Here is a 20753-nt window from a genome sequence, read left to right as displayed (position 1 = left end):
GCTTTCGCGAAAGCGTAATTTTAATAATCTTAGAACCAATGGCCCCAAGGTAGTCTAGTTAAGACTAGAATAAAGGCAAGTGAGTAAAATATGGCTAGCGTTTTAAGTTTTCCATTACTTACGATTTTTTTCTTATGTTTTGAATACCCGATTGTTAAAAGGGTAATGGCGATAATCATGGTTAAAGGATGCTCAACTAACATAAGACGTGCGTCAGAGTTGCCCATCACTTCTTTCATCCCACCAGACCATGCGTCAAACCAAGGAGACGTAAAGTATAAAATTATACCGATCAATAATTGGATATGTGTTACTATAAGACCACCTAGTGCTAGACTAAAGTCTCTATTACCAAATTCTTTTTTAGTAAAATAACCAATAAGAGAATTGATAGTAGCTAGTCCTAATACAATTACGACGATATATGCCCAGCCAGAGTGTGCGTGTTTAATAATTTCCATAGTGATATAATTTAAATTCAAAAATAACTATAAACAAGAAACCCTACTCAATTGAGTAGGGTTTCTTTATGAAATGTATGTATTAAGATCTTTCTTAGTTGAAGATATATCTTAAACCTACTTGCATTTGCCATCTTGAAGATTGTGTTCCTGCATCATCAATTCTTTCAAAACTTTCTGCAAAGTCTGGATTGAAAGAGAATTCAGGATCAACGCCATTACTTTCAACTTCAACAATACCTACGTTACCAAAACTGCTGTTTACAAATGATTGCTCACCCCAGTTTTTGTTTACTAAGTTTAAGAAGTTAAAGATGTCTAGAGATACTTGGAATGTGTGTTTCTTCTCATTGAAGTTTAAGCTAAAGTCTTGTAAAAGCTTTAAGTCTACCATGTGGTTCCATGGTCCACGATCTCCACTACGCTCAGCATATTGTCCACGACGGCCATCTAAATAGTCGTTACCTTCAATGAAAGCATCTAGAGCGGCCCATTGGTCTGCAGCAGATACGCCATTGTTATCAACTAAATTGATTTCACTTGCGTTTCTAGGAATATAGAATAAAGCATTATCACTTGAGTCATCATTTAATAAATCTCTACCTTGGTAGATGTAGCTTAAAGCACCACCTTGTTGTCCATTATAGAACACACCTAAGGTAGTTTTTAAATTATCATTCCACTTATACTCATAAGAAGCGTTTGCAGATATTCTGTGACCTACTGCGAAAGCAGAGTTACCAATCTGTGCAGTATTCTTACCATTTACAGTTACGATGTTTCTCCATTGAGAACTGTTTTGAGAAGAAGTACCTTCAAAGATAGATTTACCTTGTCCATAAGAATAAGAAACTTGTCCAGAGAAACCATTGTCATATGGCTTAGTGATGCTTAACGTTCCATTATAAGACCATCCTTCATTAGTGTTAGTTCCTAAGATAACTCTTGTGTAAGTATCATCAATTTCATCACCACGATCATAGAAAGGACGTCCGTCTGCATTATTAAGTGATAATGTAGGATCTTTAAGGTTTAAGTTCTGATAAAATACGTTGTTAATCGTCTCATTATATAAGAAATCTGCACTTACAATAAGTCCCCAAATGTTAGTCTTTTGATCGATACCGATATTGTACTTCATTACCTGTGGTAATTTGAAGTCTGGTGAGAAGATGTCAATCTGTCCACCATTTGCACCACTACCTGGAGCTGGAGCACCGTTTAATGGCTGGTTGAAAGGATCTGCAACAAAGTTTTGACTACCGAAAGCAGCAGTTCCACCTACAGCAATACCATTGTTGTTATAAGCACCACCTGGCCATACTAGAGGAACTCTAGAGGTAAAAATACCTAATCCACCACGTACTTGTGTTTTTCTGTCTCCATTTACGTCCCAGTTAAAACCTGCACGTGGAGAAACATGAATTTGACTTTTAATTTTCTTACCAACTCTTGCACCTTGAAGATCTTTACCTTCAGCTTCTAATAAAGCAACAGTTCTATCATTGAAGTCATCGTTTGCTTGACCTGCATCGTAGAAAGGAACATCAAAACGTACACCATAAGTAAGTTTAAAGTTGTCAGTCAATTTCCATTGGTCTTGAGCATATAAACCTAGTTGAGAGTAGTTAAATGCAGCAGCAGCAGCTTGAATATCATCTCCACTAGTTCCTGCTGGATCTAGTAAAGAATAAGAGTGGAAGTATGAGTCTGCAGCAACATCGTTAGAAGGGTCATTATCAAAATAAGTATTGAACTCTGCTAATGAGTTGAACTGATACTGTCCGTAGTTTTGTCTTACAAAAACGTTTCTCATATCATAGTTTTCAAAGTTACCACCGAAAGTCATGTTGTGAGCTCCTTTAGAAATTTCAAAGTTGTTCGTAATCGTGAAGATTTTTTGCTCAAGAATGTTAGCCGTTGAAAACGCTTCAGAACCAAAAGTAATGTCACCATCACCATCTTCAATGCTTACTCTAGGGAAAGGATTTCCGATTGGATCACGGTTGTCATTTACAGATGTATAACTTACAATTAAGTTGTTAGAAAGATCTCTACCATTTGTAGTATTCCATTCTAATGTAGAGAAGTGAGTCTCAGATGGGAAAAATACACCAGCATTTGCAAAGTTGATTGCTCTATTACTACTTTGACTAGGAGAGATAGACTCACCATTTACATAATTGTGCTTTGCAGTAAGTGTGTTCTTATCATTGATGTTATAATCTAATTTAATAGTGAACTTTTCACTGTTTAATTCAGTGATTGTGTTTTCATAACCACCAGGATTGTATCCAAAAACGTTGATTAAATTATCTCTTAAAGCGTTGATGTCTGCAATACTACTATCCCCATTATAAAGAGCAGAATCAAATGGTCTAGGCTCTTCTTCTCTTTGGATTTCAGCATTTACAAAGAAGAAAAGTTTATCCTTAATAATAGGTCCACCTACACGTACACCATAAAGATTTGCAGAAAAGTCATCTAATTTCTCACGGTTGTCTTCACTAATTCCAACTGGAGTTTTTCCAGCAAGACTTTCGTTACGTAAATAGAAGTAAGCACTTCCTTCAACTTCGTTAGTACCAGATCTAGTAATTGCGTTAATTGCACCACCAGTAAAACCTGATTGACGTACATCAAATGGAGCGACATTTACTTGGAAAGATTCGATAGCATCAATAGAAATCGGGTTAACACCAATCTGTCCACCATTAGTTCCTGATCCAGCAAGTCCAAATACATCATTGTTTACAGCACCATCAATAAAGATAGAGTTGTAACGGTTGTTTTGACCAGCTATAGAAATAGCGCCACCTTCAGATACAGTAGCTTGTGGAGTTTTTCTTAAGAAATCTCCAATACCACGTGTTACAGAAGGCATCGTGTTGATCTCACGCTGTGAGACGTTAGTTTCAGTACCTGTTTTACCAGAATCGAAAATACCATCTCTTACTGCATCAATAACGATAGCGTCTAGTGCATTAGTAGAATCTGTAAGAGTTACATCAATCCTTTCAGATTCACCTAATTGCAAATAAATGTCGTTTAATACTACTTCATTCTTACCTACATAAGAAATTGTAATAGTATATGGACCACCAGTACGCATGTTAGATACACGATAGTATCCATCTATATCAGTTGTAGATCCATATTTTGAATTAGTAGGGCCATGAACTGCAACTACAGTAGCTCCTAGTAATGGTTCATCCTCTGCCTCAAGGATACGACCGTTAATACTCGAGGTTGTTACCTGAGCAGTTACAGCCATGGAGCTTAACAAAAGCCCAATTGCTAGTAAAAATTGTAAAGATTTTTTCATTTTCAATCAGTTATAGTTTGAGTTGCAAAAATACTGACGAAAAAAGCCTGCAATATTAAGTTAACATTAAGAATATCAAAAACTTATTAACCGTAACACGTTGAAAAACAGAAAATTAATTATTTAAGCTTCCAAATCTCTTTAAAATTCCGATTGTTGAACTATCGTGGGCGGCATATTCTTTATTTTCTATGTTGTCTAGGACTTTGTCTGCAAGAACTTTTCCTAGTTCAACGCCCCATTGATCATAACTATAAATATTCCATATAACACCTTCAGTAAAAATTTTGTGTTCATACATAGCGACTAACTTACCGATGCTCTGTGGTGTAAGTTCATCAATTAAAATGGTCGTTGTAGGTTGATCTCCTTCAAATACTTTAAAAGGCAATAACATTTCAATTTCCTCTTTACTCTTACCAGATTTTTCTAGATCTTTTTTGGCCTCAGCTCTTGTTTTACCATTCATTAAGGCTTCAGTTTGCGCAATGAAATTTGCCATCAGCTTATTGTGATGATCTGGCTGATTGTATTTCGCTTTCGCGAAAGCGATAAAATGAGCAGGTATTAATTTAGTTCCTTGATGAATTAACTGAAAAAATGCGTGCTGCGAGTTAGTACCAGGTTCTCCCCAGATAATATTACCTGTGTCATAGGTAACTGAGTTGCCATCACGGTCAACAGATTTACCATTACTTTCCATAATGGCCTGTTGTAAATAAGCAGGTAGTCTATGAAGGTATTGTGTGTATGGAATGATAGCCTCGCTTTGTGCGCGATAAAAGTTATTATACCATATGGTCATTAATGCTAATTGAACAGGAATGTTTTTATCAAAATCAGTGTTTTTGAAATGGTTGTCCATGTCATGTGCGCCATCTAATAATGATTGGAAGTTTTTAGTCCCTATTCCTAGAGCTACAGACATACCTACAGTACTCCACAATGAAAATCTACCACCTACCCAATCAAACATCGGGAATATGTTTGCATGATGGATACCAAAGTTGACAGCTTTTTCTACATTGCTGCTTACGGCTATAAAATGATTTGAAACAGCATCTGCTCCTATTTTTTCAATAAACCAGTTTCTAATGGTTGTAGCGTTAGTCAATGTTTCTTGTGTCCCAAAAGACTTTGAAACGATGACAAATAATGTTGTTTCTGGGTTTATTTTTTTAAGAACTTCTTCTACATGATCTCCTTCAACGTTAGAGACAAAATGAAGGGTCATGTCATTTTTGTACGCTTGTAAAGCCTCATAAATCATGACTGGTCCTAAATCACTACCACCGATACCTATATTAACAATGGTGTCAAATTTTTTACCACTAGCTGTTAAAGTTTTACTGTTCAGGACGCTATCAACATAATCAAACATCTTTTGCTTACTCTCGATGGCGTCACTTACATTGCTTACAACACTGCTGTCTGCACTAGATTGTGGGGTTCTTAATGCAGTATGTAAAACGGCGCGTTTTTCTGTGGCGTTTATAATCGCTCCATTAAAGTAAGAGTTAATAGCTTCTTTTAAACCACACTCTGTAGCTAGTGATGTAAGGTGAGTCCTTGTAGTCTCGGTAATTAAGTTTTTAGATAAATCAACATAAAAATCCTTGTCTATTAACGTAAGCTTTTCTGCTCTAGAGGTGTCTTTTTTAAACTCTTCTCTGAGGCTGAAATCGTCAAAACCTTCAAAGTGTTTTTCTAATTTAAGCCATGCGTTTGTTTCCGTCGGATTTATGTTTTTCATAGTACTTGGTCGTCGTTTTTAAAAGAAAGTAAATCTATTTCGTCCTTCAATGGTTGAATGAAATTGAGGTAGTCTTCCATTTTTTCATTAGGCAATGGATCTGCGCTAGGTAAATTTTGTTTGTATGGGTCTACTTGTTTTCCGTTTACCCAGAATCGATAACACACATGTGGTCCTGTTGCTAGCCCAGTAGATCCTACAGTTCCTATTACTTGACCTTGTTTCACACGCTGACCTACCTTTACTTTACGTTTTGTCATATGTAGGTACTGAGTAGAATAGGTGTTATTGTGCTTAACTTTTACATAGTTACCATTACCGCGTGTATACCCAGATTTGATTACTACACCATTTGCGGTAGATACGATAGGCGTTCCATAAGCAGCGGCATAATCTGTTCCCTTGTGTGCTTTCCATCTTTTTTGAACAGGATGAAACCTACGTTTTGTAAAACGGCTCGATATTCTCGAATAGTTTACAGGTGCTTTTAAGAAAAAACTACGTAATGTTTTACCGTTTTCATCATAATAATCACTGATGTTGTTTATGGAGTCAGTCTTGAAATCAAACGCGTAAAATGGTGTCTTATCTGTTTCAAATACGGCAGCTTCTATACTTTCAATTCCTGCATATATACTATCGTTGATGTAACGCTCTGTATAAATCATTTTAAAACGATCACCTTTTTGGAGCCTAAAAAAATCAATAGACCATCGATAGATATCTGATAATTCATATATAGCCGCCATGCCTAATCCTTCTTCTTCCATTGCCTCTGACAGTGTAGAATTGATAACGCCAGATGCTGTTTTTCTGACAAATTTCAATGGGTGTTTATCTTTATATGCTTTAAGGCTATCTGCAAAATTGAGCACTACATAATCCATTTTAGTAGGCTCATAGATAAAAGCTTCTGGTGTGCCCAGGCTATCTTTTCTTTTTAAAATTTTATAAGGCTTACCTACTTGTATACGTCGCACGCTATATACAGCGTCTAGTTCTTCGGCAGCTTTGAAAATACTTTGACCATCTACTAGATGTGGATCTATTATATTACCAAAGGTGTCACCACTTTTTACAGTATCGGTAACTACTTCATAATTATTAAGGTCAAAACCATATTGCATTACTGGAACTACTACTTCAGCAACCTCTGGTTCTACGTAAACTTCTTTTTCTTTACAAGCGGTAAGGCTTATTCCCAGTACTAGGGCGATGACTAGAAATTTCTTCATCTATTATTTTGTGTTTAATGCGTGTTCAACCCATTGTTTTCCCCAGTTATCGATCTCATCTTGAGTCCATAGTTCTGGATAGAAAATAATTTTTTGAAAACTAGGTGGCAAGAATTTTTTCCAGTTAGTTCCTCCAGTTGCCTGTATAGGATCGCCTTCTTTTCTCAGATAGCGATGGGCACTTCCCATATGCATTAGTTTCCAGTTGATGTTAGCGTTTTGGTCATGAGCGCGCATGGCGTCCATTAGTTCTTTTGTTTTTTCTTCTTCAGGTAATTGCAGGTATCGTTGGTAAATATTTGTGTCCTTTACCTCATGCGCGATACGCAAGAATCTAGGTGTGTAACGTTCTTCAAACTGTTTTAGTGTAAGCGTTTTTTCTTGGGTATGCATATCGATACCACCTTGCTTCCAGTAACAATGATTGTAGAGTTCTTCAAGGTTATCGTTACCGCTTTCGCGGAAGCGTTCTCTAACATCTGGATGTACTACATTTATTAAATCACTACTGTAAAATTCTATCATGCGGAACTGTGCACTCTGAAAACCACTAGCTGGTAATAATGACATACGGAATTTTAAAAATTGCTCGCGTTCCATTCCTTTAATCATTACTTCAAAAGAGCTAATTAAAATACCGAAATAGCGATTAATACGACGCAGTTTTTCTGCAAAGAAAGGACCTGTTAAATCTTTACTTTCTATAATTTGTAATTGCTCGTGTATAATGAGTTTAAAATAAAGCTCTGTAATCTGATGGTAACCTATAAAAATCATTTCATCTGGAAAATGAGTAGATGGCACCTGTAGACTTAGTAGTGTGTCTAATCTTATGTAATCCCAATAAGTAATGTATTGGTCATATAACAGTCCATCTAGATAGGAGAGCATGTCCTGACCTGAATTCTTAAATTTTTCTTCTAACAACTGAATACGTTGCGCGATTTCTGGACTGATTTCCTGTGACATGAAAACATTTTAAGGTTCTACAAATGTAATAATACCTGTGAAACCTTAAAACGTATCTATTGATTTAAGAAGGATGTTGTTAACAGTAGCGATAAAACTACTATGGCAAGGTTTTAAATTGATATTTTAAACCTTTAAAAGCGTCTAAATCTGCAGTTAGTGATCCAACGGCTAGTTTTGCTTTTATTTTTAAAGGCATTTTGTTTTCATCATCAGATATCCATACGGTTAGGCTTTCTTCTTCTTTAAAAACGCGGCCTGATTGTACGTAGGGTCTAAATTCTAAAGCAGGAACTTTACCAAATTTAGTTCTAATGGTGTCACGACCTAAGAATTTTAATTTAAAGTCAAAATTCTCTTTATCAAAGAACATCGGTAATTTAAACTCGTCTCCTTTTTTTAATGTCTTTATATCTACTATTGTGCGCAAATGATAAAAAGCACTCATCATATCTTGAGTAGAAGGTTTTATATCCATAGACTCTACTTTATTATGCTTTTTATCATTAATAACAGCTGTTCTAGTGTCATGATTAAAGTCTATCTGAATATCCTTAGTGTGTCCACCTTCATCAATATCGCGTATAAATCGATACGGCTTTACAGTAGTGCGATCTATATAAGTTTCATAGCGATCGTCTACTTTAAAGAATAGGTGTAATAAACCTGTAGATTTACCTTTTCCTTTAATATGATAAACCTCTTTACCTTCTAGTTTAGCTTCGCTAACCTGCATGGTAGCATAGCTAGCGTTAAAAACGCCATAATGAATTCTAAAACGGAACCATTCCCCTTTTTTAAATGCCATTTCTGGTGGTGCAGTGGTAGGCATAAAAGCCGTTGTGGCGATAAATATTGCGAGTATAGGAAGTATTAATTTTTTCATGATACTTTGATTTAAAAGCATTTTCATGCGTTTCAAAGTATGAAATACAAAACTCGTTCCAAAACTCGATTCTTTCATGGTATCACATTTTAATCTTGTGGAATCTCTTCAATAATTGTTTCTAATTCTTCAACTTCTATTTGAACAGAGTCCGTTGTTTCATTTAAAGTATCTACTTCTTCTTCGTACTCATACCAGTCGTCTTCAACCTCAGATTCTTCATATTCATAATCATCATTATACCATTCTTCATCTTCATCCATCATGTCTAAGTAGTTGTATTCATCAAATGTGTTACTGAATAGCCCTATAAAACCTAAAACAATTAAAATTAAACTTACAATACCTACCACTAGATTAAAAGTCTTTGCGTTACTAACTCTTTTATAACTACCAGGATCATATTGTTCTGGGTTTTGCTGATACTTAGTCATACTAGATTGAGCAAGAGCAAAACCTATGATACTTAAGACAAGAGCTAGATACTGTCCGCCTACACAACAACAAATCACAAATAAAACGGTCGCAACAATTGCAAGGACCATAGCACTATTATCTGCTGGTAATTTTGAGCGATAAGGTTGTGAGCTCCAGTTTTGTCCACCTTGATTTTGATTATGTTCATGGCTTTTTGAACTGTCGTATCCAGAGTTAGAATAGTTATTATCTTCCCAGGACCTATTTTGATTAGAAGAGTTTTGGTTGGTGTTGTTTTCCAATGGTGTAAAGTTTAGTTTTTATAAAATTAGTGACTAGATTCTAGCCAGCTTTTATGATAATCCTCATCAGCTATTTCTAGTGCTGCTTTTGTAACCTTTAAAGGTTTAAAAGTGTCTACCATAACGGCTAGTTCTTCCGTTTTAGTTTTTCCTATGCTGCGTTCTGCCGCTCCTGGATGTGGACCATGTGGTATTCCTGCAGGATGCAAGCTGATATGTCCAGCATCTACATCGTTGCGGCTCATAAAATCACCATCTACATAATAGAGTACCTCATCACTATCAATATTACTATGGTTATATGGTGCTGGTATACTATCTGGATGATAGTCGTATAATCTAGGGACAAAACTACATACCACAAACGCATCTGTTTCAAAGGTTTGATGTACTGGTGGCGGCTGGTGAATGCGTCCGGTTATAGGTTCAAAGTCGTGTATGGATAATGCATAAGGGAAATTATAACCATCATAGCCCACAACGTCAAACGGATGTGATGCATAAACCATGTCAAAAATCTCGTCTTGTTTTTTAATCTTCATTAAAAAGTCACCCAATTCATCATGTGTTTCCAGCGTGTCGGGTCTTCTTAAATCTCGCTCGCAATATGGCGAGTGTTCTAGTAACTGACCGAACCAATTGCGATAGCGTTTTGGAGTGTAAATAGGTCTTCTGGACTCTGTGATAAAAAGTCTATTATCCTTATCATCAAACCTTAATTGGTAAATAATCCCTCGTGGAATTAATAGATAATCACCATATTTAAAATCTATATTACCCAAATGTGTGCGCAATGTTCCTGATCCTTTATGGATAAAAATCAACTCATCTGCATCTGAATTTTTATAAAAATAATCTGTCATAGATTCTTGTGGTGCTGCCAGTATAATGTTGACATCACTATTAGTAAGAACTATAGTGCGACTCTCTAAATAATCAGCTTTAGATTTTACTTGAAAACCTCTAAATCGATATGATTTAATATGATTTTCTAAAGCAATCTCAGGTTTTACTGAATACTGTCCTTTAATTTCCTTAACCATAGTAGGTCTATGGACGTGGTATGAGTTTGTAGACATACCGTCAAAACCTATGGTTCCAAAAAGCTGCTCAGAATACAATTCACCATTTGGTTTTCTGAATACAGTGTGTCTTTTAGGCGGTATTTTTCCTAGCTTGTGATAAAAAGGCATGAGCTTTTATTTTTATGACTAGCAATTTCGGAAATTCCTGAGATGATTCCATGCTTTAAGTCAATTATTTATAAGTGGACTTTTGAGAATGCGCTTTCGCGAAAGCGTACTAAAACTGAAACCCTAGATTTACATAGAACTCACCTTTACTTTGCTCTGGACTAAAGCTGTATTTTAATTCTAATGGTCCTAAGAATGTCTCTAGTCCATATCCGATAGCATATCCCGTAAAACCATCTGTACTGAACCAGTCTGATTTTTCAAATAGATAATCATCAATCTTTACAGAATTAGTACTCAAGATGATATGGTTGTTTTTAAAGATTTCATAGTCTAGTTCAATAAGTCCACCCATTACCGTGTTACCGCTCAAGCTTACAAAATCATAACCGTAAAATGGTAGTATATTATTAATGCGCCTAGCGCCATAACCACCTAAAAAGAAATCAAAAGAACTATTGCCAGGATTACCTATGGGTAATCCAAATAGGACATCTCCACGCAGACTCCATTTACCAAAGCTTCTTGCATGACCTACAGAAACTTGGGCCATTGAAAATTCTTGAAAGTTATTATCTACCTTGCTACTATTATATAAATAGATGTGTAAATCACCATCTATTTTCCAACCACTAGATGGGAAAAACAAGTTGTCATAGGTATCATAGAGTACACTTGTGTACACACTACTATAATTGCTATTTTCAAATATCGTGCGCTGGTCTGTGTTAGCATTAGTGCCCAATGTTTCGGTGAATAATCTTAAAGATTTATATTCTGCTCCTATAGTAAGATTGAACCCATTTCCTATTTTAGTTTGTAGAAATAGTTGTTGAGTCCAGTCGTTGTAATCTAGATCTATAGAGTTGACATCAATATCTATATCTGTAACTTGTTCTAGAAAACTAGCAGATATCTGTTTTTCATATTGAACAAACTCGCTATGAAAGCCGATAGACCAGTACTTACCTTTATCGATATAATAATCAAAATTATATCTGACATTGTCACCTAAAATAACATCTGCAGAAACGACATCACTATCAAATAAGACGTTTTTTCTAGTAAGGTTAACTAATGCTGCACTTCTTAACAACTCATCATAATGAACACCTAGTCGTAGGTAATTGCGCACCGTAGTTTCTATAACGCCTATTTCTAGAATAGCACCATCTGGTGTATTGATAATTTCATAATTAATTTTAGAAAAATTATTAGTGGCTTGTAAATTATTAATTCCGTCTCTGATGTCTGTATATGCTACGTTACCGGGTGTTTCAATTTTAAATCTACCGTTTATGTAGGCTCTAGAATAGTTTTCATTACCATTAATATATACTTGAGCTAGGTATATGCTATCTGTTGTTACTGCAGGTAATTTTTCTCTATGATAGCCTTCTCCATCAATTAGCTTTTGCAGTTGGTCTAATTTTTTAAATGCAGCTATTTCTCCTTCTTTAATAATCGCTTTTCCTTGATCAAAGGATATGACTGTGTAATCTTCAATATCAGGATCAATATAGATATCAGTGAAGGATACTTTTTCTTTCATCGCATTTATAGTACGATAATTATTAATTTGAGTAAGGATATCAAAAGCACCGTTGAGTTGATCTCTGTTTTTAAGTCCATCTTGAACATCCACGCCTATGATGATGTCCATTCCTAAAGCTCTTAACTTTTCTACTGGGTAATTGTCTGTGACGCCGCCGTCTATAAAAAGTCTATTCTCTATTTCTACCGGAGCAAATAAGGAAGGTAAGGCACCACTGGCGTTTACTGCACGAGGTAAATAACCATTATCTAATATAATATCTTCTCCAGTTTCAACATCTGTAGCAACACAAAAAAATGGAATTGGTAATTCACTAAATTCATGCACATCTTTAACATGAGAGAGCAATCTGGAAAGTAAATTATATATATTTTGTCCTTTGCTTAGTGAGTTAGGTACTTGTACTTTAAAGTCCTTAAAGGGTAAGGTCACACCATAGCGTTCATTATCCTTGCGTTCAAAGTATGTTTTAGATTCACGTGGTATGTCATCTGAAATTATATCATCAAAATCAATAGTCTGAAACACAGAATCTAATTGCTTACCGGTGTAGCCAGATGCATATAAAGAACCTACAATTGCGCCCATGCTAGTTCCTGCAACATAATCTATCTTAATACCTAACGAGTCTATGACTTTTAACGTTCCGATATGAGCGAGTCCTTTTGCGCCACCACCAGATAATACTAGACCTATTTTTTGCTTGTTAGCTTTTTGATTTTGTTGCGCATATAAAAAATCCGCTTGCGCGAAAATGAATACTAAGACAATCCATATGTGTTTATTCATTTTCATTCTTATAAAAGTCGATGATTTTTTGTGCTCTTGAAACACCAATAATATCTTCTATTTCTTTTTTAGAAGCTGTTTTGATTCTTTTTACAGATCTGAAATGCCTTAACAACTCAACAGCTGTTTTTTCTCCTATTCCTGGTATGTTGTCTAACTCTGTTTCAATAGCTTGTTTACTGCGCTTATTGCGGTGATGTGTAATCCCAAAACGGTGCGCCTCATTTCTCATTTGTTGAATTACCTTAAGTGTTTCAGAACGTTTATCGAGATATAATGGTACTGGATCGTTAGGATAAAATAATTCTTCTAGTCTTTTAGCAATTCCTATAATGGTGATTTTTCCTCTCAGCCCTAATCTATCTAGAGCTTTTAAACCACTAGATAATTGTCCCTTACCACCATCAACCACTACAAGCTGAGGTAATGGCTCGCCTTCTTCTAATAATCTTCTATAGCGTCTATGTACGACCTCTTCCATACTGGCAAAATCATCTGGACCTTCTACTGTTTTAATATTAAAATTACGATAATCTTTCTTACTCGGTTTTCCATTTTTAAATACGACGCATGCAGCAACAGGATTTGTTCCTTGAATGTTGGAGTTATCAAAACACTCTATATGAACCGGTTCTTCATCCAGTCTTAGGTCTGCTTTCATTTGTGCCATAAGACGTTTAACGTGTCTATCTGGATCTACTATTTTAATAGTTTTAAATTGTTCCTGTCTATAAAATTTTGCGTTGCGCAATGATAAATCTACAATCTTCTTTTTATCACCTAACTGTGGTATTGTTACCTTTATTTGATCACCTAGCTTTACCTCAAACGGCACATAGATTTCTCTACATTGAGAGTTAAAACGCTGGCGCAATTCAATGATTGCAATTTCTAGTAATTCTTGATCGGTCTCTTCTAGCTTTTTCTTGATTTCTAAAGTATGTGAACGCACAATCGCACCATGTGATAATTGTAAGTAGTTTACATAAGCATGTGTTTCATCAGATATCAGACTAAAAACATCTACATCAGTAATTTTAGAATTAACCACAGTAGACTTAGATTGATACTTCTGTAAAATTTCTAGTTTTTCTTTAATGCGTTGAGCGTCTTCAAACTGCATGTTTGCCGCATACTCCATCATTTGTGATTCAAAATGCTTTGCAGCATTTTTATAATCACCTTTTACAATATTGCGTACATTATCAATATTTGCGGCATATGCGGTTTCACTCATTAAACCATCACAAGGTCCAGCACAATTACCTATATGGTACTCTAGGCATACTTTATATTTTCCAGCATTAATCTTATCTGCACTTAGGTCGTATTTGCAAGTACGTAAAGGATATAATCCTTTAATAAGATCTAGTAAGGCACGCACAGTTTTAACACTCGAAAAAGGACCGTAATATTCACTACCATCCTTAATCATTCTACGAGTTAAAAAAACACGAGGAAAACGTTCTTTCTTAATGCATAGCCACGGATACGTTTTATCATCTCGCAACATGATATTATATCGCGGATTTCTATTTTTAATCAAAGAGTTTTCCAGCAATAGCGCATCCATTTCTGTTTCAACCACGATATGTTCAATAGTCACGATTTTCTTAACCATCGATTTTATACGATAACTATCGTGATTCTTTGTGAAATATGATGAAACGCGCTTTTTCAGGTTTTTTGCCTTTCCTACATACAGCAGTTTGTGATCTTTATCATAATATTGATAAACACCTGGTGTAGAAGGTAGGATTCTGATTTGAACCTCGAGCGGTGATAATTCCATAGCGATGTAAAGTTAGGAATTTTCTAGAGCACGCTTTCGCGAAAGCGTATTAAAATCAACCTATTTTCTTATCATTTCTATAACGGTGTGGATTTTGAAAATATTTTAATTTTACAAATAAAAGATGGCAAGTTTTAAAGAAATCATATCAACAAATACACCAGTTTTAATTGACTTTTTTGCTACGTGGTGCGGCCCATGTCAGACCATGATGCCAGTATTAGAAAAGCTTAAAGACGATCTAGGAGATGAGGTTAGAATATTAAAAATAGACGTAGATAAAAATCAGGCGCTTGCTACTCAAATGAATGTGCGTGGTGTTCCTGCTTTTATGATATATAAAAATGGTAAGTTGATCTGGAATGGTAGTGGAGTGCAGCCATTACACGTTCTTAAAGAACAAATAGCAAAGGCATAAACTTGTAGACTCGTAATTTTTTACTTAAAAATAGACGCATTTATTTTAATATAACGTGTCTTATAAACTGAGGACCATGCAAACAGATCAACCAATGAACGTATTAGGAACTGCATTAGAGTCTTGTTGTACTAACCCTATGACCGGTTACTGGCGTGATGGATTATGTCGTACTGCAAGTGAAGATTATGGTACGCATGTAATTTGTGCTGTGATGACGCAAGAGTTTCTGGATTATACTAAGTCTAGAGGAAATGATTTAAGCACACCTATTGCGGCTTATAGTTTTCCTGGTTTAAAACCTGGTGACAAGTGGTGTTTGTGTATTTTAAGATGGTTAGAAGCAGAGAAAGCTGGTGTCGCTCCTCAAATTAATCTTATGGCTACTGACGATGCTGCTTTAAAGTACACTAGTTTAGAATTACTTAAAAAGCATGCGATAGAGTAATAGTTATTTTTGCCAGTCTTCACCTTTAAGTTTTGTGGCAGCAATAATAACATCCATTCTAGAGATTTGACCGATTAATTTACCGTTCTCAGTTACAGGAAAACGTCTGTGACCTGTTTTTAAGAAACGAGTAGCGGCCTCAAAAATGTCTGCTTCTGCTTCTATAGTGTCTACCTGTTTAGACATATAATCACTCACCTTACGATCACCGACGGGCATATTGTGATATCGACTATCGCCTATTACATGCATAAGGTCAGTATCACTTATAATACCCACCAACTCTTTTTTTTCATTGACAACAGGTCCACCTGTAATACGTTGTTTAAGTAAGGTTTCCATTACAGTAGTAATACCTTGATCTGGATTAAAAGTGACTAATTTACGAGTCATAAAATCTTTTACTTGAAAAGCCTGATTTGAACTACTTACCTGACCAGTTCTTTTTCCTACAAAACTTTTGATACCCATAATTGATGTTTTTGAATATCAGTAAGGTAAGAAATTTTTATGAATTTAGTATGTCTTTTTTTTAACTAAAACGCACTTAAAATTTAACTAAAAAAAGAATTGCATATTCTGGAACTAGAATACATTTACTTCATAATCTTAAAGTCATAAACCATGGCAAATAAACCAGCAAAAGGCCCGAAAAATTTCGGTAAACCTTCTTCCAAGCCTGCGGTAGCTCCAAAGGCAAAGAAACAAGCTCCAAAGAAGTAATTGTTTCTTATGGTGCAATACGATTGCACCCTTCAAGTCTAAAAATTAAAAAAGCAAGGCCGTTTCCTTAAAAAAGAAACGGTTTTTTTATACGTTTAATTTTTAGGGTACTGTAGTTCTTTTTGCTTAATTGAATAATCAAAAACTTTATCGCCTTGGGTATCATATATAGTCAGTTTTAAAGATCTATTTCCATAAGAACCAGTAACGTCTATAATTCCAAAATTATGTTCATAAAAAGTAGCTCCTTTTACCTGTAAAGTGTTTCCTTCTTCTCTGGCTTGATGAGTTCCAGCAGTTAATGGTGAACAAGTTATATCTATTAAAGGATAAGCATCTTCACGTTCTAATCTTGATATTTCAGTATGATGTCTATCACCACTTATAAATAGAACACGCTCAATACGTTCTTCATGTAATCGATTTAAGAGACGTTCTCTTTCACCTGGATAAGTCGCATAATTTTCATAAACTGCCGCATCGCTTATGATCTGTCCACCAGCAACGACTACTTTAAAAGATGCGTTGCTAGCTGTTAACGCATCGATAAGCCAGTCTAGTTGATCTTCTCCAAAATAGTCTTTATGGTTATCCATACCTTTATTAGGTGCTCGATGATAGCGATCATCTAGAAAAAAGAATTCAACATCATTAAAAGGGAAGTGCTGTGTGACACCACCATTTCCAGCAGCATTAGTGTTTAAATTTCCCCAGTAATCATTAAAGGCTTTTTCGGTAATTTTTTTATGAACATAACTGCGGTCAGAGTCGTTAGGTCCATAATCATGATCATCCCATGTGGCATAATGATGTACACTTCCTAAAAGTGCCTGCAGTTCTGGTAAGGCACGCGTGTTTCTGTGACGGTATCTAATACCTGTTTCAGTTAAAAAATCAGGTGTTCTTAAATAAGTATTATCTCCAGACCAAAGCATCAGATCAGGATTTTTAGATAAAATACTATTGAAAATTTCATAATGACCACCATATGGCGATGGTCTATCATCTTTTTGATCGTTTATAAAATTGCAAGAGCCTAAAGCTATTTTAAAATCTGGTGGATCTGTTCTATATTGCCATAGGGTTTGTGTCTGAAATTCTAATTTATACTCTCTAGGGACATATATGTCATTAATGTAGAGCTTGTATGTGTAAGTAGCGCCATAGATAACCTCTCGCGGATATAGTTTTGCGATATAATCTCCATCAGCATGAGTTGATACGGTTTCTGTAAATCGCATGTCTTCATCACCTGTAAAGTATCCGATTTTCACATTTGCAGGTGCCTTTGTTTGTACCCATATAAGCGCTTCTCTAAAATCAGAGTAGCCCACCATAGGTCCAGATTGTAGTAAGGATTCTTGTGCTATCGAGAGACTTGATATAAAGAGTAAGAGTAGAAGTATCTTTTTCATGATGATTTTTTAATTTTTAAAGGTCTTAAAAATTTACATAGCCTGTATAAACCTAAGGTTAATTATATGCCATATGATATAGATTATACGCTTTCGCGAAAGCGTTTGTCAAATGATACAATTAACGATTACTTAAAGATATATTCTCATAAATTACATGCATCTTTGCCTACTTAATCGATGATAAATAGTGTCTAAAAAGAAACTTATAATAGGTCGCACTGATCGTGCAGACTTTCCTAAACTTGAAATCGAAAATCTCGATATAAAAATTGATACGGGTGCTTATACCTCTAGTATTCATTGTACTGATATTGTTGAAGAAAACGGTATACTGCTCGCTACATTACTGGATGAAGCACACGAGCAATATCATGGCAAGCAAATGAGGTTTGAAGAGTATGAAATAACTAGTGTGCGTAGTAGTAATGGTACTTCTGAATTGAGGTATGAAGTGCAGGCTAACATCAGACTCTTTGGTAAGTTATGGAAGATTTCATTAACGCTTAGTAATAGAGAGCAAATGAGATATCCGGTGCTTATCGGACGCAAATTTTTATCTTCTAAATTTATCGTTGATTCTGAATTACAGGATGTTTCTTATCTTCAAGGCCTACATGAAAATTAATATACTCTCACGCGGTAAAACGCTATATAGCACACAACGAATGGTGGAAGAGGCAGAAGCTGCTGGCCATCAAGTCAAAGTTATTGACCCATTAAAGTGTGATATAAAATTAGAAAGACAGAAACCTAGCGTTTACTATAAAGGTGAAAAGCTAGATAAACCAGATGCTATCATACCACGTATAGGTGCTTCTATAACCTTTTATGGAACTGCAATTGTACGACAGTTTGAAGCAATGAATTGCTTTACGACAGTGAGTTCGCAAGCTTTAGTACGTAGTAGAGATAAGCTGCAAAGCCTGCAGCGTTTATCAAGTGCTGGTGTTGGTATGCCTAAAACTGTTTTTACAAACTTTGGTAAACATACTGATGCGATTTTAAAAATGGTAGATGGACCACCTGTGGTTATTAAGGTATTAGAAGGAACTCAAGGTATAGGTGTTAATCTCGCAGAAGATTTTGACAGTGCACAGACCATTCTTGAGGCCTATAATACAATGCAGTCAAGAGTTATCGTTCAAGAGTTTATAAAAGAAGCTGGTGGCGCTGATCTTAGAGCCTTTGTGGTCGGTAATCGTGTCGTGGGCGCAATGAAACGTCAGGCGATGGAAGGCGAGTTTAGATCTAATTTACATCGTGGAGGTAGCGCAAAACAAATAAAACTATCTAAGGAAGAAGAGTTAACGGCAATAGGTGCGGCAAAATCTTTAGGGCTAGGAGTTTGTGGTGTAGATTTATTACAAAGTGCACGTGGTCCGTTAGTGCTCGAGGTAAATTCTTCTCCAGGATTAGAAGGTATCGAAGGAGCTACTAACTATAATATTGCTCGTGAAATCATCAAGTTTATAGAGCAAAGTGTATAATGTCGTTAAGAATTATAAACATACTTGATACAGAGATTAAGCCTGGACACAGTTACAAGCTTAATTTTAATAAAGCAAAGCTTTATACCTCAACAGCTATTGAAGTACCAGTAATAATTAGTAGAGCACGCAAGGCTGGTCCAGTAGTGCTACTTACTGGTGGTTTGCATGGTGATGAAATTAATGGTATTGAAGTAGTGCGTCAGATTATTGCCAAAGGTTACAATAAGCCACAGTCTGGTACAATTATCTGTATGCCAGTGCTCAATATTTTTGGGTTTCTGAACATGAAAAGAGAGTTTCCTGATGGTCGTGATTTAAACAGAAGTTTTCCTGGTTATAAATCTGGTTCTCTTGCAGGTAGATTTGCACATCAATTTGTGAATGAGATTTTGCCTCATGTAGATATCGTTATGGATTTTCATACAGGTGGAGCCCAGCGTTTTAATGCTCCTCAAATGCGAGTAGATTCGAGTTATGAGAAATCTCTTGAGTTAGCTCAAATTTTTAAAGCACCGTTTCTTATTCATAGCGGTAAACTAAAAGGGACTCTTAGACATACCTGTATGGAATTAGGTAAAACATATTTATTATTTGAAGGTGGTAAGTCATTTGAGAGTGATAAAAATATTGTTAGGGTAGGTGTCCAAGGAGCAAAAAGAGTATTACATCATTTAGATATGCTAGATGAAGCTTTTGAATTACCACCAGAGACTCCAGCAAGTATCGTAGTTAAAAGTTCAAAGTGGTTAAGAGCTTCTTATTCTGGACTATTTCATCCCAAAGTGCCTTATGGTAGATTAGTTGAAAAGGGTGAATACATTGCTACCATCACTGATCCTTATGGTTCTTTTAGACACAAAGTAAAGTCTAATCAGACCGGATATATCATTAATGTAAATCAAAGTCCGATGGTTTATCAAGGTGACGCCATCTTCCATATTACAGCAAATCATGGAGAAGCAAGCACTCAGAAATAAATATAAACAACTGCGATTAGATTTAAGTCCTCAAAAGGTTGAAGATTATAGTTTACAGATTGCAAATAGGTTGTTAACTATGGATATCTGGGATTTTAAAATGTATCATCTTTTTTTAAGTATAGAAAAACATAAAGAAGTTCAAACAGATTTCATACTTCATGCTCTTCAAGGAAAAGATAAAAATGTCATTTTATCAAAAAGTAATTTTTTAGATTATAGTATGAGTCATTATTTGTTGACTGATGACACTCGTATTCTGATTAATAAATGGGGTATTCCTGAACCAGATGGTAACGGTATTGCAATTGATGAAAAACAGTTAGATGTTGTATTTGTACCGTTGTTGGTTTGCGATTCTATGGGTAATAGAGTAGGCTATGGAAAAGGATTTTACGATAGGTTTTTGGAAAAATGCCGACCAACGGTATTAAAGATAGGTTTATCTTTTGTTAAACCTTTAAATTATCAAATTGAAACCTATCCTAATGATATCCCATTAGATGTGTTGGTCTGTCCTGATGAAATTTACGATTTCAGGCAATAATTTACTAAAAGACTACTGATAGTGCGCAAATGAGCTAGGTGGTTTGCGACTTTTA

At 35.5% G+C, this 20753-nt stretch carries 18 protein-coding genes; 6 read left to right on the top strand and 12 right to left on the bottom strand.

The annotated features are described in order from the left end of the window. Window positions 1-29: 29 nt before the first annotated feature. From IL45_RS08445 to uvrC, 10 genes are all read right to left on the bottom strand, one after another. Complete coding sequence (locus IL45_RS08445) at window positions 30-461, bottom strand: hypothetical protein (protein ID WP_036582746.1); 432 nt, start codon at window positions 459-461, stop codon at window positions 30-32. Between the two features lie 94 nt (window positions 462-555). Beyond that, a complete protein-coding gene (locus tag IL45_RS08440) occupies window positions 556-3786 on the bottom strand; it encodes a TonB-dependent receptor (protein WP_036582743.1) in 3231 nt (1076 codons plus the stop codon). A 115-nt stretch (window positions 3787-3901) separates the two neighbouring features. Beyond that, entirely contained in the window at window positions 3902-5539 is a 1638-nt protein-coding gene (gene pgi / locus IL45_RS08435; RefSeq protein ID WP_036582741.1) for a glucose-6-phosphate isomerase, read from the bottom strand. Continuing rightward, a complete protein-coding gene (locus IL45_RS08430) occupies window positions 5536-6774 on the bottom strand; it encodes a M23 family metallopeptidase (RefSeq protein ID WP_036582739.1) in 1239 nt (412 codons plus the stop codon). The genes pgi and IL45_RS08430 overlap by 4 nt, the downstream gene beginning before the upstream one ends. Window positions 6775-6777: 3 nt before the next feature. Continuing rightward, entirely contained in the window at window positions 6778-7743 is a 966-nt protein-coding gene (locus IL45_RS08425; protein ID WP_036582737.1) for a tryptophan 2,3-dioxygenase family protein, read from the bottom strand. Between the two features lie 100 nt (window positions 7744-7843). Continuing rightward, window positions 7844-8629 carry a DUF3108 domain-containing protein gene (locus IL45_RS08420; RefSeq protein WP_036585220.1) on the bottom strand — a complete coding sequence of 262 codons (786 nt, stop codon included), beginning with the start codon at window positions 8627-8629 and terminating at the stop codon, window positions 7844-7846. An 89-nt stretch (window positions 8630-8718) separates the two neighbouring features. Further along, window positions 8719-9348, bottom strand: a complete 630-nt coding sequence (locus tag IL45_RS08415) for a CCC motif membrane protein (protein ID WP_036582734.1) — start codon at window positions 9346-9348, stop codon at window positions 8719-8721. 26 nt (window positions 9349-9374) lie between these two features. After that, the gene (locus IL45_RS08410) at window positions 9375-10541 is read right to left on the bottom strand and encodes a homogentisate 1,2-dioxygenase (protein WP_036582732.1); all 1167 of its coding nucleotides are present in this window, start codon (window positions 10539-10541) and stop codon (window positions 9375-9377) included. 109 nt (window positions 10542-10650) lie between these two features. Further along, a complete protein-coding gene (locus IL45_RS08405) occupies window positions 10651-12885 on the bottom strand; it encodes a patatin-like phospholipase family protein (RefSeq protein ID WP_036585218.1) in 2235 nt (744 codons plus the stop codon). After that, complete coding sequence (gene uvrC, locus IL45_RS08400; protein WP_036582730.1) at window positions 12878-14677, bottom strand: excinuclease ABC subunit UvrC; 1800 nt, start codon at window positions 14675-14677, stop codon at window positions 12878-12880. Before uvrC ends, IL45_RS08405 begins: the two co-directional genes overlap by 8 nt. Window positions 14678-14801: 124 nt before the next feature. Here uvrC and trxA point away from each other — a divergent pair, with 124 nt between their 5' ends. Both trxA and IL45_RS08390 read left to right on the top strand, forming a co-directional pair. Further along, the gene (gene trxA / locus IL45_RS08395; RefSeq protein ID WP_036582727.1) at window positions 14802-15095 is read left to right on the top strand and encodes a thioredoxin; all 294 of its coding nucleotides are present in this window, start codon (window positions 14802-14804) and stop codon (window positions 15093-15095) included. A 76-nt stretch (window positions 15096-15171) separates the two neighbouring features. Then, on the top strand, window positions 15172-15543 hold the full coding sequence (locus IL45_RS08390; protein WP_081866571.1) for a DUF2237 family protein: 372 nt from the start codon (window positions 15172-15174) through the stop codon (window positions 15541-15543). A 3-nt stretch (window positions 15544-15546) separates the two neighbouring features. On the opposite strand, the gene IL45_RS08385 is transcribed toward IL45_RS08390, so the two are convergent. Next, entirely contained in the window at window positions 15547-16014 is a 468-nt protein-coding gene (locus IL45_RS08385; protein ID WP_036582725.1) for a CBS domain-containing protein, read from the bottom strand. A gap of 347 nt (window positions 16015-16361) precedes the next feature. Then, window positions 16362-17681 carry an alkaline phosphatase D family protein gene (locus IL45_RS08380; RefSeq protein ID WP_036582723.1) on the bottom strand — a complete coding sequence of 440 codons (1320 nt, stop codon included), beginning with the start codon at window positions 17679-17681 and terminating at the stop codon, window positions 16362-16364. Window positions 17682-17871: 190 nt separating this feature from the next. Between IL45_RS08380 and IL45_RS08375 the strand changes: the two genes are divergently transcribed. From IL45_RS08375 to IL45_RS08360, 4 genes are read left to right on the top strand one after another with little or no spacing between them, the layout of a single operon-like run. Beyond that, on the top strand, window positions 17872-18309 hold the full coding sequence (locus IL45_RS08375; RefSeq protein WP_036582720.1) for an ATP-dependent zinc protease family protein: 438 nt from the start codon (window positions 17872-17874) through the stop codon (window positions 18307-18309). Then, window positions 18299-19171 carry a 30S ribosomal protein S6--L-glutamate ligase gene (rimK, locus tag IL45_RS08370; RefSeq protein ID WP_036582718.1) on the top strand — a complete coding sequence of 291 codons (873 nt, stop codon included), beginning with the start codon at window positions 18299-18301 and terminating at the stop codon, window positions 19169-19171. The genes IL45_RS08375 and rimK overlap by 11 nt, the downstream gene beginning before the upstream one ends. Then, window positions 19171-20151: a succinylglutamate desuccinylase/aspartoacylase family protein gene (locus IL45_RS08365; protein ID WP_036582716.1), complete on the top strand. Its 981-nt coding sequence runs from the start codon at window positions 19171-19173 to the stop codon at window positions 20149-20151. Before rimK ends, IL45_RS08365 begins: the two co-directional genes overlap by 1 nt. Further along, window positions 20126-20698 (top strand): 5-formyltetrahydrofolate cyclo-ligase, encoded by a 573-nt coding sequence (locus tag IL45_RS08360; protein WP_036582714.1) that lies wholly within the window; start codon window positions 20126-20128, stop codon window positions 20696-20698. The genes IL45_RS08365 and IL45_RS08360 overlap by 26 nt, the downstream gene beginning before the upstream one ends. Window positions 20699-20753: the final 55 nt, after the last annotated feature.

The organism is Nonlabens ulvanivorans, assembly GCF_000732625.1.
GTDB lineage: Bacteria > Bacteroidota > Bacteroidia > Flavobacteriales > Flavobacteriaceae > Nonlabens > Nonlabens ulvanivorans.
This window is presented reverse-complemented; position numbering and strand designations above follow the sequence as displayed.

What these genes read in the sequence shown, in the direction of transcription:
- IL45_RS08420 (WP_036585220.1), bottom strand. Translation starts at nt 8,629, where the DNA reads ATGAAAAAATTAATACTTCCTATACTCGCAATATTTATCGCCACAACG.
- IL45_RS08430 (WP_036582739.1), bottom strand. Translation starts at nt 6,774, where the DNA reads ATGAAGAAATTTCTAGTCATCGCCCTAGTACTGGGAATAAGCCTTACC.
- IL45_RS08405 (WP_036585218.1), bottom strand. Translation starts at nt 12,885, where the DNA reads ATGAATAAACACATATGGATTGTCTTAGTATTCATTTTCGCGCAAGCG.
- trxA (WP_036582727.1), top strand. Translation starts at nt 14,802, where the DNA reads ATGGCAAGTTTTAAAGAAATCATATCAACAAATACACCAGTTTTAATT.
- IL45_RS08410 (WP_036582732.1), bottom strand. Translation starts at nt 10,541, where the DNA reads ATGCCTTTTTATCACAAGCTAGGAAAAATACCGCCTAAAAGACACACT.
- IL45_RS08425 (WP_036582737.1), bottom strand. Translation starts at nt 7,743, where the DNA reads ATGTCACAGGAAATCAGTCCAGAAATCGCGCAACGTATTCAGTTGTTA.
- IL45_RS08390 (WP_081866571.1), top strand. Translation starts at nt 15,172, where the DNA reads ATGCAAACAGATCAACCAATGAACGTATTAGGAACTGCATTAGAGTCT.
- IL45_RS08440 (WP_036582743.1), bottom strand. Translation starts at nt 3,786, where the DNA reads ATGAAAAAATCTTTACAATTTTTACTAGCAATTGGGCTTTTGTTAAGC.
- IL45_RS08445 (WP_036582746.1), bottom strand. Translation starts at nt 461, where the DNA reads ATGGAAATTATTAAACACGCACACTCTGGCTGGGCATATATCGTCGTA.
- IL45_RS08385 (WP_036582725.1), bottom strand. Translation starts at nt 16,014, where the DNA reads ATGGGTATCAAAAGTTTTGTAGGAAAAAGAACTGGTCAGGTAAGTAGT.
- IL45_RS08380 (WP_036582723.1), bottom strand. Translation starts at nt 17,681, where the DNA reads ATGAAAAAGATACTTCTACTCTTACTCTTTATATCAAGTCTCTCGATA.
- IL45_RS08365 (WP_036582716.1), top strand. Translation starts at nt 19,171, where the DNA reads ATGTCGTTAAGAATTATAAACATACTTGATACAGAGATTAAGCCTGGA.
- uvrC (WP_036582730.1), bottom strand. Translation starts at nt 14,677, where the DNA reads ATGGAATTATCACCGCTCGAGGTTCAAATCAGAATCCTACCTTCTACA.
- pgi (WP_036582741.1), bottom strand. Translation starts at nt 5,539, where the DNA reads ATGAAAAACATAAATCCGACGGAAACAAACGCATGGCTTAAATTAGAA.
- rimK (WP_036582718.1), top strand. Translation starts at nt 18,299, where the DNA reads ATGAAAATTAATATACTCTCACGCGGTAAAACGCTATATAGCACACAA.
- IL45_RS08360 (WP_036582714.1), top strand. Translation starts at nt 20,126, where the DNA reads ATGGAGAAGCAAGCACTCAGAAATAAATATAAACAACTGCGATTAGAT.